Origin of the sequence: Bacillus sp. RCC_6_1, assembly GCF_041360755.1 — a bacterium.
GTDB lineage: Bacteria > Bacillota > Bacilli > Bacillales > Bacillaceae_G > Bacillus_A > Bacillus_A cereus.
Genome location: NZ_JBFUPV010000001.1, coordinates 610764 through 624247, shown reverse-complemented (window position 1 = coordinate 624247; position 13484 = coordinate 610764). Strand labels below are relative to the sequence as shown.

The following is a 13484-nucleotide window of genomic DNA, read 5'->3' as shown; positions in this document are numbered from 1 at the left end:
GGGATGCACTATGAAATTATGTGAAAACGTAACAGAATTAATAGGAGATACACCTGTCGTCCGATTATCTAAATTTATTCCGGAAGACGCAGCGGACGTGTATGTGAAACTAGAAATGTTTAATCCATCACGTAGTGTGAAAGACCGTGCTGCTTATAATTTACTTCACGTTGCAGAAGAAAATGGTCTCATTAAACCAGGGGATACAATTATTGAACCGACAAGCGGGAATACAGGAATTGGTTTAGCGATGAACGCAGCAGCTAAAGGGTATAAAGCGATTTTAATTATGCCAGACAATATGTCAAAAGAGCGTATTAATTTATTGAAAGCATACGGGGCAGAAGTAGTTTTAACACCAGCAGAACAAAGAATGCCAGGAGCAATTGCGAAGGCGTTAGAACTGCAAAAACAAATACCGAATAGTTTTATCCCGCAACAATTTGAAAATCCAGCTAATCCGAATATTCACCGTTATACGACTGCACTTGAAATTTACGAACAAATGGAGGGAGAGCTTGATGCTTTTGTTGCAACGGCAGGAACAGGCGGAACGATTACAGGGACTGGTGAAACGTTAAAAGAGAAATTGCCAAACTTATATATTGCAGTAGTGGAACCGAAAGGATCTCCCGTTTTATCCGGTGGTGTACCAGGTCCTCATAAACTAGTAGGAACAAGCCCAGGATTTATTCCGAAAAACTTAAATACAGAAGTGTATAACGAAATTATTCAAATTGCAGACGAAGAGGCTTTAACGACAATGAGAAACTTAGCTAGACAAGAAGGATTATTAGTTGGGCCATCTTCTGGAGCATCTGTTTACGCTGCAATCATGATAGCGAAACGTCTAGGCGTTGGTAAAAAAGTTTTATGTATTGCGCCTGATACAGGTGAACGTTATTTGAGCATGGGGTTATTTGAATAAAAAGGATAGAAACACCTTAATAGTGAATAGCTGCTATTAAGGTGTTTGTTTTATGGAATGAAGAGGGGGAGAAGAACAATGAAACTATTAAAACCAATCCATGAATATAGTGAGCGTATTACGGCGTATAGACAAGCGTTTTTACACTCAGGGGAACAACCACATGGAAGTAGTTCTTTACAAAACTTTGATTCTCTTGATGAATGGTTTGAAAAAGTGAGTAAACAAGAACTAGGAGAAAATTTACTAGCTAATCGAGTGCCATCTAGTCAGTTTTTAAGTTTTGAAAAAGGGGAACTTATAGGTTTTGTGAATATTAGACATAGATTAAATCCAGAATTATTACGGGAAAGTGGTCATATTGGATATAGTGTCCATCCGAATAAACGTCGCCACGGTTACGCTACGAAACAACTACAACTTGCATTAGCTGAAGCGCAAAAATTAGGATTGCAGAAAGTATTAATAACTTGCGATAAATCCAATATCGGTTCTGCTAAAACGATTCAAAAGGTTGGAGGTGTGTTAGAAAATGAAGTAGTTTCTTCTCGTACTGGTGAAGTTATTCAGCGCTATTGGATAGAAATATGATTAAGTAGGAATTTGAAAAGGTAATGCAAGCTGTAATATCGAAATAGATAAATGAAATATAGGGGATTACTGCAATTTTAGGGGGAAATGAAATGGGATTAAAAGAGAGAGCGATAGAGATGTCAGAGATTTATAGGCAAAATCCGAAAGTAGAAGCTATTATTTTAGCGGGTTCAGTAGCTAGAAAGCTTGAAGATGAACATTCAGATATAGAATTACATATTTTATGGTCAACACCGCCAGAAGATGAGGATCGTAGGGCCCCTATTTATCATATTGATGGGACAATATTATCGTATCATCCGTATGAGGAAGAAGAATGGTCGGAAACGTATTTAACGAAAGAGGGAATTAAATTAGAGATTAGTAACTTTTTAACAGAGACAGTAGAGAAAGTGATTTCGGATGTGATGGATCAATATGATATAAGTTATGAAAAACAATGTATTGTATCATCCGTTCATGATGGTGTTAGTTTGTATGGAGAAGGGAAAGTGAATGAATTAAAAGATAGAGTAGTGGCATATCCAGATGAACTAGCAAAACGAATGATTTCAGAAAATCTATGGTTAAGTAATCGTTGGCACAATCGAAAGGCGCTTTTAAAACGGAAAGATTGGCTTATGCTTTATGATGTTATTTGCGAAGTACAAAGGAACGTATTCGGTGTTTTATTTGGTTTGAATAAAATGTATGTACATCATCCAGCGTTTAAATGGATGCCTAGTAATGTGGAACGAATGACTATTAAACCTGAAAATTTATATGAACGTATGGCGGACACATTAATAGGGAGTCCAGAAAATTGTGTGCAGGAGTTAGAGTTGCTAATAGAAGAAGTGTTGCAACAAGTTCATACATACGCGCTAGGAGTAAATGTGGATGAGCAAGAAAAATCTATTTTTTATTTTGTGAAATAGAAAATAGATTTTTATCGATTGTTCCTAAAAGAAAACTCACATTTTGAATTTTGGAATAGATTGTAATACATAAAAATTCGAAATATAAGTTGACACTATTTTTAATGTGTGATAAAAATGATAGTAATCAATTCGGAAAATAATATTTGGGCAATGAAAGGGTATAGTAGTGAATATCTCCCTATTTCAGAGAGCTGATGGTTGGTGTGAATCAGTATATAGATTATTCATGAAGTTCGTCCTGGAGCATCTTTCATAAATCTCGCATTATGAGGAAATGAAAGACGGTAGTTTATACCGTTATCAAATAAAGTGGTGAAGATTTTTTCACAACTAGGGTGGTACCGCGATATTTATCGTCCCTACGTATTTACGTAGGGACGTTTTTTATTTAGGTCCCAACTTTGGTGTGGCTTCATAACTAGGGTGGTACCGCGATATTTTATCGTCCCTACGTTTTTGCGTAGGGGCGTTTTTATTTAGGTGGTTTCTTAGTGTTCTTCACAACTAGGGTGGTACCGCGATATTTTTGTCGTCCCTACGTATTTACGTAGGGACGTTTTTTTATTAGGGAGGAAGTGAACGTATTAGAAAAGAGTATTGATAGAACAATATAAATACCGAATTGTAACAAAGAAAAAGAGATAGAGAGGAGATTAACAAATGAATTCACAGCAATGGACATCGAAATTAGGTTTCGTATTAGCTGCAGCAGGTTCGGCAATTGGTCTTGGGGCGATTTGGAAATTCCCATATATGGCCGGCATTGGAGGAGGCGGAGCGTTCTTCCTAATTTTCATCGGTTTCACATTATTAATTGGTTTACCGCTATTATTAGCTGAATTTGTTATTGGAAGAAGTACACAAAAAGAGGCTGTCGATGCATATAGAGAGATTGCTCCTAAAACGTTATGGCCTTGGTTAGGTAAATTAGGAATTGTAACATGTTTCATATTACTTTCTTTCTACAGTGTTGTAGGAGGCTGGATTTTATTATATTTATGGAATGCAATTACAGGTAGACTATGGGAAGGAAATGGAGCATACGAAGCTACGTTTGGTGAAATCATTTCCAATCCATATTTAGCAGTTGGATCACAGCTATTATTCATCCTTATTACTATTTTTATTGTAAGTAAAGGTGTACAAAATGGTGTTGAAAAAGTAAATAAATATTTCATGCCAGCACTATTCGTTTTATTCTTTGTATTAATCGTTCGTGCACTTACATTAGATGGTGCTGGAGAAGGAGTTCGTTTCTTCTTACAACCTGATTTCTCACATGTAACATCAGAAGTTATATTATACGCAATGGGGCAATCGTTCTTCTCATTATCTGTCGGGGTAGCCGTTATGGTAACGTATAGCTCATACTTACCGAAAGAAGAAAGCTTACCACGTTCAGCATTTTCTATCGTAGCCTTAACTCTTGTTATTACATTACTTGCAGGACTTGCAATTTTCCCAGTTGTGTTCGCATTTGGAATGGAACCATCTCAAGGACCGGGACTATTATTTATCGTATTGCCAGCTATTTTCAGTAAAATGGCATTCGGAAAATTATTCTTCATCGTTTTCTTATTACTATTCTTCTTCGCTACGATTACATCAGCAATTTCGATGTTAGAAATTAGTGTTGCATCTTTAACATCAAAAGGTAAAGGGAAACGTGAAAAAATGGCCTTAATCGTAGGGTTATTAATCTTCGTTGTTGGGGTACCATCAGCATTATCATTCGGTATATTAAGTGATCTGAAGATTTTCGGGAAGACAGTCTTTGATTTAGCGGACTATGCAGTAAGTAACGTATTAATGCCACTTGGTGTATTATTAGTTTCTATCTTTGTTCCTTTAAAAATGAAGAAAGATGTATTAATGAAAGAGCTAGGTGTAAGTAAAAATAAAGGTTATAAACTATTCGTATTATGGTTATTCTTACTTCGTTATATCGCACCAATTGCGATTATTATCGTATTCTTAAATGTACTTGGCATTATATAAAAAGAAAGGTAGCGTATCATACAAAGATACGCTACCTTTTTATTTTGCTCTTTTTTGCAATTCATTTACTGTTACGAACTGATAGCCCTTCTTAGATAAAATTTCGTGCTTTAAGAAGGGTGTGGATGCAAGGAGAAGGAATTTATCATATAATAAAATGCAAAAGGTATATTAGGAGGTGTTTATATGGCGATTATAATTCAATTGCCAGACACTGCAACGTCTCATGCAAAGCCAAGTATGGAAATGGCGATACTTTGCGTGAGGTAGACAAGTAATATACAATCGCCTATATGAGCTCGTATCATTTTTTATATTTGGCTTTGCACCTTATTGAAATGAACCATAAAAAATAAGGGGCGAGCAGAAATGAAATACGTAAAAGCTAATGCTGTTTTACCAGAGAGTTTAATTACTGAAATTCAAAAGTATATACAAGGTGAAACAATTTACATTCCGAAACAAGAAACGAAACATTATAAATGGGGTACACGATCTGGCGGAAGAAAACAACTAGATGAAAGAAATAAAGCAATTAAAGAAGCGTTTAAAAGTGGGATTGCTATTCATCAACTTGCAGAAGAATATTTTCTTTCTGGGGAAACGATTAAAAAGATTGTGTATTCTAAATAAGAGGAAAAGAGTCTGATTCATATATTACTTTGAATCAGACTCTTTTTGTTTTATTTGTATTGGATATATGAGGTGTGAACGGGCATGATAATAGAAAAAATGTGCCGTTTTTTTATTAAATGGTATACAGAGCACTTGAAAAGTAGAAAGGTGAACATATATGAATCATATTGGACAAATAACGATAGAGCTTTTAGTTGGTTTTTTTGTTCTATTAATTGCTACAAAAATATTAGGGAAAACACAAATATCTCAGCTAACGCCATTTGATTTTATTTCTGCAATCGTCCTAGGTGAGCTCGTTGGAAATTCAATATATGATCCTAAAATTAAAGTATGGTCTATTTTATATTCAGTATTTGTTTGGGTAATTTTAATTTATACTATAGAAGTGATAACACAAAAAGTAAGAGGAACAAGAAGGTTTTTTGAAGGATATCCTTCAATTATTATTCGTAATGGAAAGATTGATCGTGAACAATTAAGCGTAAATCATTTGGATATAAACCAATTACAACAAATGCTTAGGCAACAAAAAGATATATTTTCAATCCGAGAAGTTGAATATATGATATTGGAGCCTAACGGAAACATAAGCGTTCTGAAAAAAAGTAAATACGAATCTCCTACTATAAATGATTTAAGTTTAAAACATAAGCCTGTATACTTACCAATTTCATTAATTAGTGATGGAAAAGTAGTTAAGGATAATTTGAGGGAAGCGGGATTTGATGAAGGGTGGCTTTATAAACAAATAAAGCAAAAAGGAATTACTAAATTTGAAGACGTATTATATGCGGAATGGAAAACAGATGATGGCTTCTTTTGTCAGGAAATGCATCGGTAGAGAATAAGTGATATATGTAATGTTTGTTTCTAAGTTATCTTTTACATATCAAAAAACGTAATCATTGTATACAATAAAACTAGATCAACAATTTGTATGGAGTGATAAAGATGGAAGCGTTTATTAGAAGTGATCAATATAATTTTATAAAATCACAAGCTTATATTTTAGCAAACGGGCATGCAACGGCAAATGATAGAGGTGTAATTCAAGCGTTAAAATCGCTTGCGATTGAAAAGATAATACATGTATTTGAGAATTTAACGGATGAACAGAAAGAGTTAATTGATACGGTATTAACAGTTCAAAATAGAGAAGATGCAGAATCATTTTTAATGAAAATAAATCCGTATGTAATTCCGTTTCAAGAAGTTACAGCACAAACATTAAAAAAGTTATTTCCTAAGGCGAAAAAGTTAAAACTTCCTGATATGGAAGAAATGGATATGAAAGAAATATCTTATTTAAGCTGGATTGATAAGGGATCAAGCAGGAAATTTATTATAGCGAAAAATGATAAAAATAAATTTGTTGGTCTGCAAGGAACGTTCCAAAGTTTAAATAAAAAAAGCATTTGTTCATTATGTCATGGGCATGAAGAAGTAGGAATGTTTTTAGTTGAAATTAAAGGCGATGTACCAGGAACTTTCGTTAAAAAGGGAAACTACATTTGCAAAGATGGTGTAGCTTGCAATCAGAATATGAAATCGCTAGATAAATTGAACGATTTTATTGATCGCTTGAAGAAATAACGAGAAAACCTCTAGTATTTAAACTGGAGGTTTTTATTTTTTGAAGAAGTAAAATAAGCTTTCTTTGTAAATGTAGATTTATAATGAAATTTGATAAAAATATCTATTATGATACAGTTGCTTATATGCAAGGAGGTAAAACATGGATTACCTTTTATCGAAAGAAAAAGTGAAGCGATGGCCCAAAGATATGATAGCGGCGGGGCGTTGTCATACTGTTGGCCTTAAATCGGATGGCACGGTAGTAGCGGTGGGCCGGAATAAAGAAGGAGAATGTAATGTAAGTGGCTGGCGAGATATTGAAGCAGTTGCAGTGGGCAATGTTCATATGGCAACGAACACGGGTAATGCTCATACAATCGGTCTTACATGTGACAGTACTGCGGTAGCAGTGGGTTGGAATAAGCATGAACAATGTGATGTAAACGACTGGCATAATATTGTAGCGGTTGCGGCAGGGTGGCGTCGTACTATTGGCCTTAAATCGGATGGCACGGTAGTAGCGGTGGGCCGAAATAAAGAAGGAGAATGCAATGTAAGCAGTTGGCAAGGTATTGTGGCAGTCACAGCGGGTGACTGGCATACAGTCGGTCTTAAATTGGACGGCACATTGACGACTGTGGGGAATAATCGATATGGTCAATGCAATGTAAGTAGCTGGCGAGGTATTGTAGCGGTCAAGGCTGGGTATCTTCATACTGTTGGTCTTAAACGAGACGGTACGGTGACGGCAGTGGGGAATGATAAACATAACCAGTGTGATGTAAGTGGCTGGATAGATATTGTAGCAATAGCGGCTGGTACGAATCATACAATCGGACTAAAATCAGACGGTACCGTGGTGGCAGTGGGCTGGAATGAGTATGGTCAATGTAACGTAAGCGATTGGCGCGATATTGTAGCGATAGCGGCTGGTTGTGCACATACAGTCGGACTAAAATCAGACGGCACGGTGGTAGCGGTAGGTAATAATGAATTTGGCCAATGCGATGTAGGTAGCTGGCGCGACATTCGGTTGCCTGGCAAATAGTCAATTTACAATAAATGATTAGTAATATTATTCTATTTTAGGAGTAATTATGGAATAGGATATGTAGAAAATAATTAAACTTAAATCTACTGAATAAGAATCTCTTTTGAAAAGGGATTCTTATTATTTTTCATAAAATGAGGGTCTAAATGGAATTTTTGAACAAACTATATTTCAAAATTACAGTAGAAGATATAAATAAAGTATAGAGGAGATAAAGAAATGCTTAAAAAGTTTTTGCTTTCTTTACCGGATGTTTTACTTATATGTATCGTTCTTTACATAACGTACACAAATTCTTTTAGCTTTGGACAAATGTTAGTAATTTCAATTGCAATCGGAATCATTGGTGGTCTTGTTATAAGGATTGGTAAGGATGTATTTATGTATATAAGGTGGACAATGAAACAGAGGAAATCTTGAATACGTTGTATTGCTATTAGGAGGAGATGAAATGACTAAGAAAAAGAGTAGAGTGAAAAATGAAGTAGCGCTTTGGGCATTAACAGCGGTTGTTCTCATCATTGTATGGTACTTTTATCAAAAATAAAAACGCATCGTATTAAAAAAGCACGATGCGTTTTTATTATTTTTTTTGCCAATTTTCTTTAATAAAGTCTTCACGACCAGATTCCTTTTGCTCAGTAGCATATTTCTCTGGATTCTTTTTATAGAAATGTTGGTGGTATTCCTCTGCTGCGTAAAAAGGTGCAGCAGGACGAATTTCAGTCACGATTGGATCTTTAAACATACCGCTTTCTGTAAGAGCTTGTTTTGATTTTTCAGCAAGCCCTTTTTGTGTTTCGTTATGATAAAAAATAGCGGTACGATAAGATGGACCACGGTCAAAAAATTGTCCGCCATCATCAGTTGGATCGATTTGTGGCCAATATAAGTCTAGTAATTTCTGATAAGGAAAAATAGAAGGATCGAATGTAATTTGAACAACTTCTAAATGTCCAGATGTTCCAGTTTTTACTTGTTCATATGTTGGGTTTTCTACATGACCTCCTGCATAGCCAGAAAGTACTTTATGAATACCAGGAAGTTCATCAAATGGTTTTACCATGCACCAAAAGCAACCGCCTGCGAAGGTTGCGAGTTCGTATGTTTTTTCGGACATTGCTGTAATCCTCCTAAATGTATATGTTTTATATAGTATTATATAAATTGTTTTATTGCGCAATAAAAAAGATTTGAAAATATATGTTTTTTATAAACAAGATCCTCCGCTCACATCAATTAATTGTCCAGTTACCCAGCGGCTGTCTGGAGAAGCAAGGAATGCAGCAGTATCGGCAATGTCTTCTACTTCACCTAAGCGATTGAAAGCGGAAATAGTAGTAGCGTATTGCTTCATCATCGGGTCGCTCAAGAGTTCTGCATTCATATCTGTTTTAATAAATCCTGGAAGTATTGCATTCACCGTTATTCCTCGTGCTCCAAGCTGTTTTGCTAGCGTAAAAGTCATTGTATTAATAGCGCCTTTCGTCATACTATATGCAACAAAATCAGGTAAAGAAATGCGGGTGGCAGCGGATGAAATATTAATAATTCGGCTATTGTCACGTAAACGTGGCAGTGCTTGTTGAATGATAAAGAATGGTGCTTTTGCATTTACTGAAAACATTCTATCAAAAAATTGTTCAGTCGTTTCTTCAATAAAAGCACCAGGACCAATGCCAGCATTGTTTATTAAAATATCAAATTGTGTTTCACCAGTGCGCTTTTGTAATTCAGTATCTAAAGCGTTATAAAGGTTTTCTACACCGTGTAAGGATTCTAAATTTGCGCCGATAGAAAAAGCTTGGCCACCATCTGATCGAATTTCATGAACAGTTTCTTCAGCGTCATCTTTTCGATTACCGTAATGAACAGCAACCAATGCACCGTCATTTGCTAAACGTTTAGCGATCGCTCGTCCAATTCCTCGGCTTGCTCCTGTAACTAACGCTACTTTCCCTTTTAACATAGTTTCCTCATCTCCTCATAAACTTTATAAGTTTTTCTTTATGTAGTAATGCAAACATACTTAAGTAATATATGAGTGTATGTAAGTAATGCATTCCAATTTTGATTTGAGAAAAAATAAATAGAATGAATTTTGATTTTTTTGAGAAAACATGTTGACAACGAAAAGAACAACGTCCTATAATACGTGTAACAAATAAAAGTTAATTAAGAATTTTCTAACTTTATATGTTGTATATGCAAAGAAGAGGAAAGTAGATGATTATGATCGTTTCAGAGAGCTACTCCAAGGCTGTGAGGGTAGTAACAATCGAATCATTGAAGATCACCTCGGAGCATCGCTTGCGAAAGGGAAACTGAGTAGAGGGCGGCGGCATCGTCTCCGGTAAAAGGACGGAGGTCTGATTGGACCTACAAAGCTTATATTTCGTGAGAAGTATAAGGAAGCTGAGTGGTAACGCGAAACTCTCGCCTCAGCAATCAAAGCTACTAAATTGTAGTAGTTGATTGCTGAGGCGAGAGTTTTTATTTTTAAAAATAGAAGAAGAGAATGCGTAGAAGAGGAGAGTAAATGATAAAGATTGTTTCAGAGAGCTGCCCCGAGGCTGTGAGGGTGGTAACAATTCACTCATTGAAAATCACCTTGGAGCACTACTTTTGAAAACTAGTAAAAAGTAGCGGGGTTGTTCCCGATAGAAAAACAAAAGTCTAATTGGACTTGCAGAGCTTATATTTCGTGAGAAGTATAAGGAAGCTGAGTGGTACCACGATTCCCTCGTCTCAGCAATGGATTGCTACAAGTATGTAAGTAATCGATTGTTGAGACGAGTATATTTTTAAGGTTTATATACTGAATATTCTGTTAAAATTACTCATCTCAGCAATCGATGTAGAAATAGATTGCAAAAATAGAGAAAAAAGAGGAGCGATGTGAGATGGGAAACCAGTACATTTACATGAATGGGGAATTTGTAGAAAAAGAAAAGGCAGTTGTTTCAGTGTATGATCACGGTTTTTTATACGGAGACGGTGTATTTGAAGGGATTCGTAGTTACGGAGGAAATGTATTTTGTTTAAAAGAACATGTGAAACGATTGTATGAATCAGCGAAATCTATTTTACTAACAATTCCAATGACGGTAGAAGAAATGGAAGAAGCAGTTTTACATACACTCCAAAAAAATGAATACGCTGATGCTTATATTCGCTTAATTGTCTCAAGAGGAAAAGGTGACTTAGGACTCGATCCGAGAAGTTGTGTGAAGCCGAGCGTAATTATCATTGCAGAACAATTAAAGTTATTCCCACAAGAATTTTATGATAATGGGCTAAGCGTTGTATCTGTTGCATCAAGACGTAATACGCCAGACGCGTTAGATCCACGTATTAAGTCAATGAATTATTTAAATAACGTACTTGTAAAAATTGAGGCGGCACAAGCAGGAGTGTTAGAGGCTCTTATGTTAAATCAACAAGGATATGTTTGTGAAGGTTCTGGCGATAATGTTTTCGTTGTGAAAGATGGAAAAGTATTAACCCCGCCATCCTATTTAGGGGCATTAGAAGGTATTACGAGAAATAGTGTTATCGAGCTATGTGAACGACTGAGTATTCCGTGTGAGGAAAGACCATTCACTCGCCATGACGTATATGTAGCGGATGAAGTATTTTTAACAGGAACAGCAGCGGAGTTAATTCCAGTTGTAAAAGTTGATTCGAGAGAAATTGGAGATGGGAAACCAGGAAGTGTAACGAAACAATTGACCGAAGAATTTAAAAAATTAACGAGAGAAAGAGGAGTACGTGTTCCCGGGCTGACGGAAAGCTTAGCATAAATAAGGAGAGGAGTTAATTGAAATGAAGCAGCAGTATACAGCGTATGAGAAGTTACAGTGTGAAGAAATGACAGGCGCTGGGCACGTGATTCAAGGTTTGAAGAAATTGGGTGTAACGACCGTTTTCGGCTATCCAGGCGGAGCGATTTTACCAGTATACGATGCGTTATACGAAAGTGGTTTGAAACATGTTTTAACTCGTCATGAACAAGCTGCCATTCATGCGGCTGAAGGATATGCGAGAGCTTCTGGGAAGGTCGGGGTAGTCTTTGCTACCTCTGGCCCAGGGGCGACAAATTTAGTTACGGGCTTAGCAGACGCTTATATGGATTCGATTCCTTTAGTTGTCATTACCGGCCAAGTTGCAACGCCTTTAATTGGTAAAGATGGATTTCAAGAAGCGGATGTTGTCGGAATTACAGTACCTGTTACGAAGCATAATTACCAAGTTCGTGATGTAAATCATGTATCACGAATTGTGCAAGAAGCTTTTTACATCGCCAAAAGCGGACGACCGGGACCAGTATTAATCGATATTCCAAAAGATGTTCAAAATGCAAAAGTCACCAGTTTCTTTAATGAAGAAGTTGATATTCCGGGGTACAAACCAGAACTTGTACCAGACAGCATGAAACTTAGAGAGGTGGCTAAAGCAATTTCAAAATCAAAGCGTCCACTTCTTTATATTGGAGGAGGTGTCATTCATTCAGGTGGATCCGATGAACTCTTCGAATTCGCAAGGGAGAACCGTATTCCAGTCGTTTCAACTTTAATGGGACTTGGTGCATATCCACCGGGAGATCCATTGTTTCTAGGGATGCTTGGTATGCATGGGACATACGCTGCTAATATGGCGGTAACAGAATGTGATTTACTACTTGCATTAGGTGTTCGCTTCGATGATCGTGTAACAGGGAAATTAGAACTTTTTTCTCCGCACTCGAAAAAAGTACATATTGATATTGATCCTTCTGAGTTTCATAAAAATGTAACTGTAGAGCATCCGATTGTTGGTGATGTGAAAAAAGCGTTACACATGTTGTTACATATGTCTATTTATACACAAACAGATGAATGGCTTCAGAAAGTAAAGGCATGGAAAGAAGAATATCCACTTTCTTATAAGCAAAAAGAATCTGAGTTAAAACCACAGCATGTGATCAACTTAGTAAGTGAATTAACGAATGGTGAAGCGATTGTCACAACAGAAGTAGGACAGCATCAAATGTGGGCTGCTCACTTCTATAAAGCAAGAAAACCTCGGACGTTCCTTACCTCTGGAGGATTAGGAACAATGGGGTTTGGGTTCCCAGCGGCAATTGGTGCTCAGCTTGCAAAAGAAGAAGAACTCGTCGTTTGTATTGCAGGTGATGCTTCTTTTCAAATGAACATTCAAGAACTACAAACAATTGCTGAAAATAACATCCCTGTAAAAGTATTTATTATAAATAACAGATTTTTAGGGATGGTAAGGCAATGGCAAGAAATGTTTTATGAAAATCGTTTATCAGAGTCAAAAATTGGCTCACCAGATTTTGTGAAAGTGGCAGAAGCTTATGGAGTGAAGGGATTAAGGGCGACAAATTCAACAGAGGCGAAACAAGTGGTGTTAGAAGCATTTGCTCACGAAGGTCCTGTCGTAGTTGATTTTTGTGTAGAAGAAGGTGAAAACGTATTTCCGATGGTTCCGCCAAACAAAGGGAATAACGAAATGATTATGAAGAGGTGGGAAGAATGAGTCATACTTTTTCACTCGTTATTCATAACGAGCCAAGTGTCTTATTACGTATAAGTGGAATTTTTGCTCGGCGTGGCTATTATATTTCTTCTTTACATTTAAACGAAAGAGATACGAGTGGCGTTTCTGAAATGAAACTCACAGCAGTTTGTACTGAAAATGAAGCGACATTACTTGTTAGTCAGTTGAAAAAATTAATTGATGTACTGCAAGTAAATAAATTATAAGGGGTGTATGG

At 36.4% G+C, this 13484-nt stretch carries 14 protein-coding genes and 2 other annotated features; of the genes, 12 read left to right on the top strand and 2 right to left on the bottom strand.

The features are described from left to right. The first annotated feature begins 10 nt into the window (after nucleotides 1–10). From cysK to AB6801_RS03045, 9 genes are all read left to right on the top strand, one after another. Nucleotides 11–928, top strand: coding sequence for a cysteine synthase A (gene cysK / locus AB6801_RS03085; RefSeq protein WP_000762279.1), 918 nt, complete (start codon nucleotides 11–13; stop codon nucleotides 926–928). 78 nt (nucleotides 929–1006) lie between these two features. Beyond that, the gene (locus tag AB6801_RS03080; protein ID WP_000771279.1) at nucleotides 1007–1519 is read left to right on the top strand and encodes a GNAT family N-acetyltransferase; all 513 of its coding nucleotides are present in this window, start codon (nucleotides 1007–1009) and stop codon (nucleotides 1517–1519) included. Between the two features lie 92 nt (nucleotides 1520–1611). Beyond that, on the top strand, nucleotides 1612–2439 hold the full coding sequence (locus AB6801_RS03075) for a DUF4037 domain-containing protein (RefSeq protein ID WP_097999002.1): 828 nt from the start codon (nucleotides 1612–1614) through the stop codon (nucleotides 2437–2439). Nucleotides 2440–2583: 144 nt separating this feature from the next. After that, nucleotides 2584–2806, top strand: a binding site (T-box leader). Between the two features lie 296 nt (nucleotides 2807–3102). Next, nucleotides 3103–4440, top strand: a complete 1338-nt coding sequence (locus AB6801_RS03070) for a sodium-dependent transporter (protein WP_001088187.1) — start codon at nucleotides 3103–3105, stop codon at nucleotides 4438–4440. A 369-nt stretch (nucleotides 4441–4809) separates the two neighbouring features. Further along, complete coding sequence (locus AB6801_RS03065) at nucleotides 4810–5073, top strand: CD3324 family protein (RefSeq protein WP_000878325.1); 264 nt, start codon at nucleotides 4810–4812, stop codon at nucleotides 5071–5073. A 160-nt stretch (nucleotides 5074–5233) separates the two neighbouring features. Beyond that, the gene (locus tag AB6801_RS03060) at nucleotides 5234–5920 is read left to right on the top strand and encodes a DUF421 domain-containing protein (protein WP_097999003.1); all 687 of its coding nucleotides are present in this window, start codon (nucleotides 5234–5236) and stop codon (nucleotides 5918–5920) included. 110 nt (nucleotides 5921–6030) lie between these two features. Continuing rightward, nucleotides 6031–6672 (top strand): FusB/FusC family EF-G-binding protein, encoded by a 642-nt coding sequence (locus tag AB6801_RS03055; RefSeq protein WP_000387073.1) that lies wholly within the window; start codon nucleotides 6031–6033, stop codon nucleotides 6670–6672. Between the two features lie 142 nt (nucleotides 6673–6814). Then, on the top strand, nucleotides 6815–7702 hold the full coding sequence (locus AB6801_RS03050; RefSeq protein WP_097999004.1) for an RCC1 domain-containing protein: 888 nt from the start codon (nucleotides 6815–6817) through the stop codon (nucleotides 7700–7702). Nucleotides 7703–7924: 222 nt separating this feature from the next. Continuing rightward, complete coding sequence (locus AB6801_RS03045; RefSeq protein WP_000913386.1) at nucleotides 7925–8125, top strand: hypothetical protein; 201 nt, start codon at nucleotides 7925–7927, stop codon at nucleotides 8123–8125. Nucleotides 8126–8288: 163 nt separating this feature from the next. Here the strand turns inward: AB6801_RS03045 and msrA are convergent, their stop codons facing one another. Together msrA and AB6801_RS03035 are read right to left on the bottom strand one after the other, a co-directional pair. After that, nucleotides 8289–8825, bottom strand: a complete 537-nt coding sequence (gene msrA, locus AB6801_RS03040) for a peptide-methionine (S)-S-oxide reductase MsrA (protein WP_097999005.1) — start codon at nucleotides 8823–8825, stop codon at nucleotides 8289–8291. A gap of 90 nt (nucleotides 8826–8915) precedes the next feature. Continuing rightward, the gene (locus tag AB6801_RS03035) at nucleotides 8916–9674 is read right to left on the bottom strand and encodes an SDR family oxidoreductase (RefSeq protein WP_000911808.1); all 759 of its coding nucleotides are present in this window, start codon (nucleotides 9672–9674) and stop codon (nucleotides 8916–8918) included. A 545-nt stretch (nucleotides 9675–10219) separates the two neighbouring features. After that, nucleotides 10220–10459, top strand: a binding site (T-box leader). Nucleotides 10460–10608: 149 nt separating this feature from the next. Here AB6801_RS03035 and ilvE point away from each other — a divergent pair. The 3 genes from ilvE to AB6801_RS03020 are packed head-to-tail and all read left to right on the top strand — an operon-like array spanning nucleotide 10609 to nucleotide 13473. Further along, nucleotides 10609–11508, top strand: a complete 900-nt coding sequence (gene ilvE, locus AB6801_RS03030) for a branched-chain-amino-acid transaminase (protein ID WP_000528156.1) — start codon at nucleotides 10609–10611, stop codon at nucleotides 11506–11508. 22 nt (nucleotides 11509–11530) lie between these two features. Then, nucleotides 11531–13246 (top strand): acetolactate synthase large subunit, encoded by a 1716-nt coding sequence (ilvB, locus tag AB6801_RS03025; RefSeq protein WP_000813474.1) that lies wholly within the window; start codon nucleotides 11531–11533, stop codon nucleotides 13244–13246. Then, complete coding sequence (locus AB6801_RS03020; RefSeq protein ID WP_000019916.1) at nucleotides 13243–13473, top strand: ACT domain-containing protein; 231 nt, start codon at nucleotides 13243–13245, stop codon at nucleotides 13471–13473. The genes ilvB and AB6801_RS03020 overlap by 4 nt, the downstream gene beginning before the upstream one ends. Nucleotides 13474–13484 lie beyond the last annotated feature (11 nt).

What these genes read in the sequence shown, in the direction of transcription:
- AB6801_RS03075 (WP_097999002.1), top strand. Translation starts at nt 1,612, where the DNA reads ATGGGATTAAAAGAGAGAGCGATAGAGATGTCAGAGATTTATAGGCAA.
- AB6801_RS03065 (WP_000878325.1), top strand. Translation starts at nt 4,810, where the DNA reads ATGAAATACGTAAAAGCTAATGCTGTTTTACCAGAGAGTTTAATTACT.
- AB6801_RS03020 (WP_000019916.1), top strand. Translation starts at nt 13,243, where the DNA reads ATGAGTCATACTTTTTCACTCGTTATTCATAACGAGCCAAGTGTCTTA.
- AB6801_RS03055 (WP_000387073.1), top strand. Translation starts at nt 6,031, where the DNA reads ATGGAAGCGTTTATTAGAAGTGATCAATATAATTTTATAAAATCACAA.
- AB6801_RS03045 (WP_000913386.1), top strand. Translation starts at nt 7,925, where the DNA reads ATGCTTAAAAAGTTTTTGCTTTCTTTACCGGATGTTTTACTTATATGT.
- ilvB (WP_000813474.1), top strand. Translation starts at nt 11,531, where the DNA reads ATGAAGCAGCAGTATACAGCGTATGAGAAGTTACAGTGTGAAGAAATG.
- AB6801_RS03060 (WP_097999003.1), top strand. Translation starts at nt 5,234, where the DNA reads ATGAATCATATTGGACAAATAACGATAGAGCTTTTAGTTGGTTTTTTT.
- msrA (WP_097999005.1), bottom strand. Translation starts at nt 8,825, where the DNA reads ATGTCCGAAAAAACATACGAACTCGCAACCTTCGCAGGCGGTTGCTTT.
- AB6801_RS03070 (WP_001088187.1), top strand. Translation starts at nt 3,103, where the DNA reads ATGAATTCACAGCAATGGACATCGAAATTAGGTTTCGTATTAGCTGCA.
- AB6801_RS03050 (WP_097999004.1), top strand. Translation starts at nt 6,815, where the DNA reads ATGGATTACCTTTTATCGAAAGAAAAAGTGAAGCGATGGCCCAAAGAT.
- AB6801_RS03035 (WP_000911808.1), bottom strand. Translation starts at nt 9,674, where the DNA reads ATGTTAAAAGGGAAAGTAGCGTTAGTTACAGGAGCAAGCCGAGGAATT.
- AB6801_RS03080 (WP_000771279.1), top strand. Translation starts at nt 1,007, where the DNA reads ATGAAACTATTAAAACCAATCCATGAATATAGTGAGCGTATTACGGCG.
- cysK (WP_000762279.1), top strand. Translation starts at nt 11, where the DNA reads ATGAAATTATGTGAAAACGTAACAGAATTAATAGGAGATACACCTGTC.
- ilvE (WP_000528156.1), top strand. Translation starts at nt 10,609, where the DNA reads ATGGGAAACCAGTACATTTACATGAATGGGGAATTTGTAGAAAAAGAA.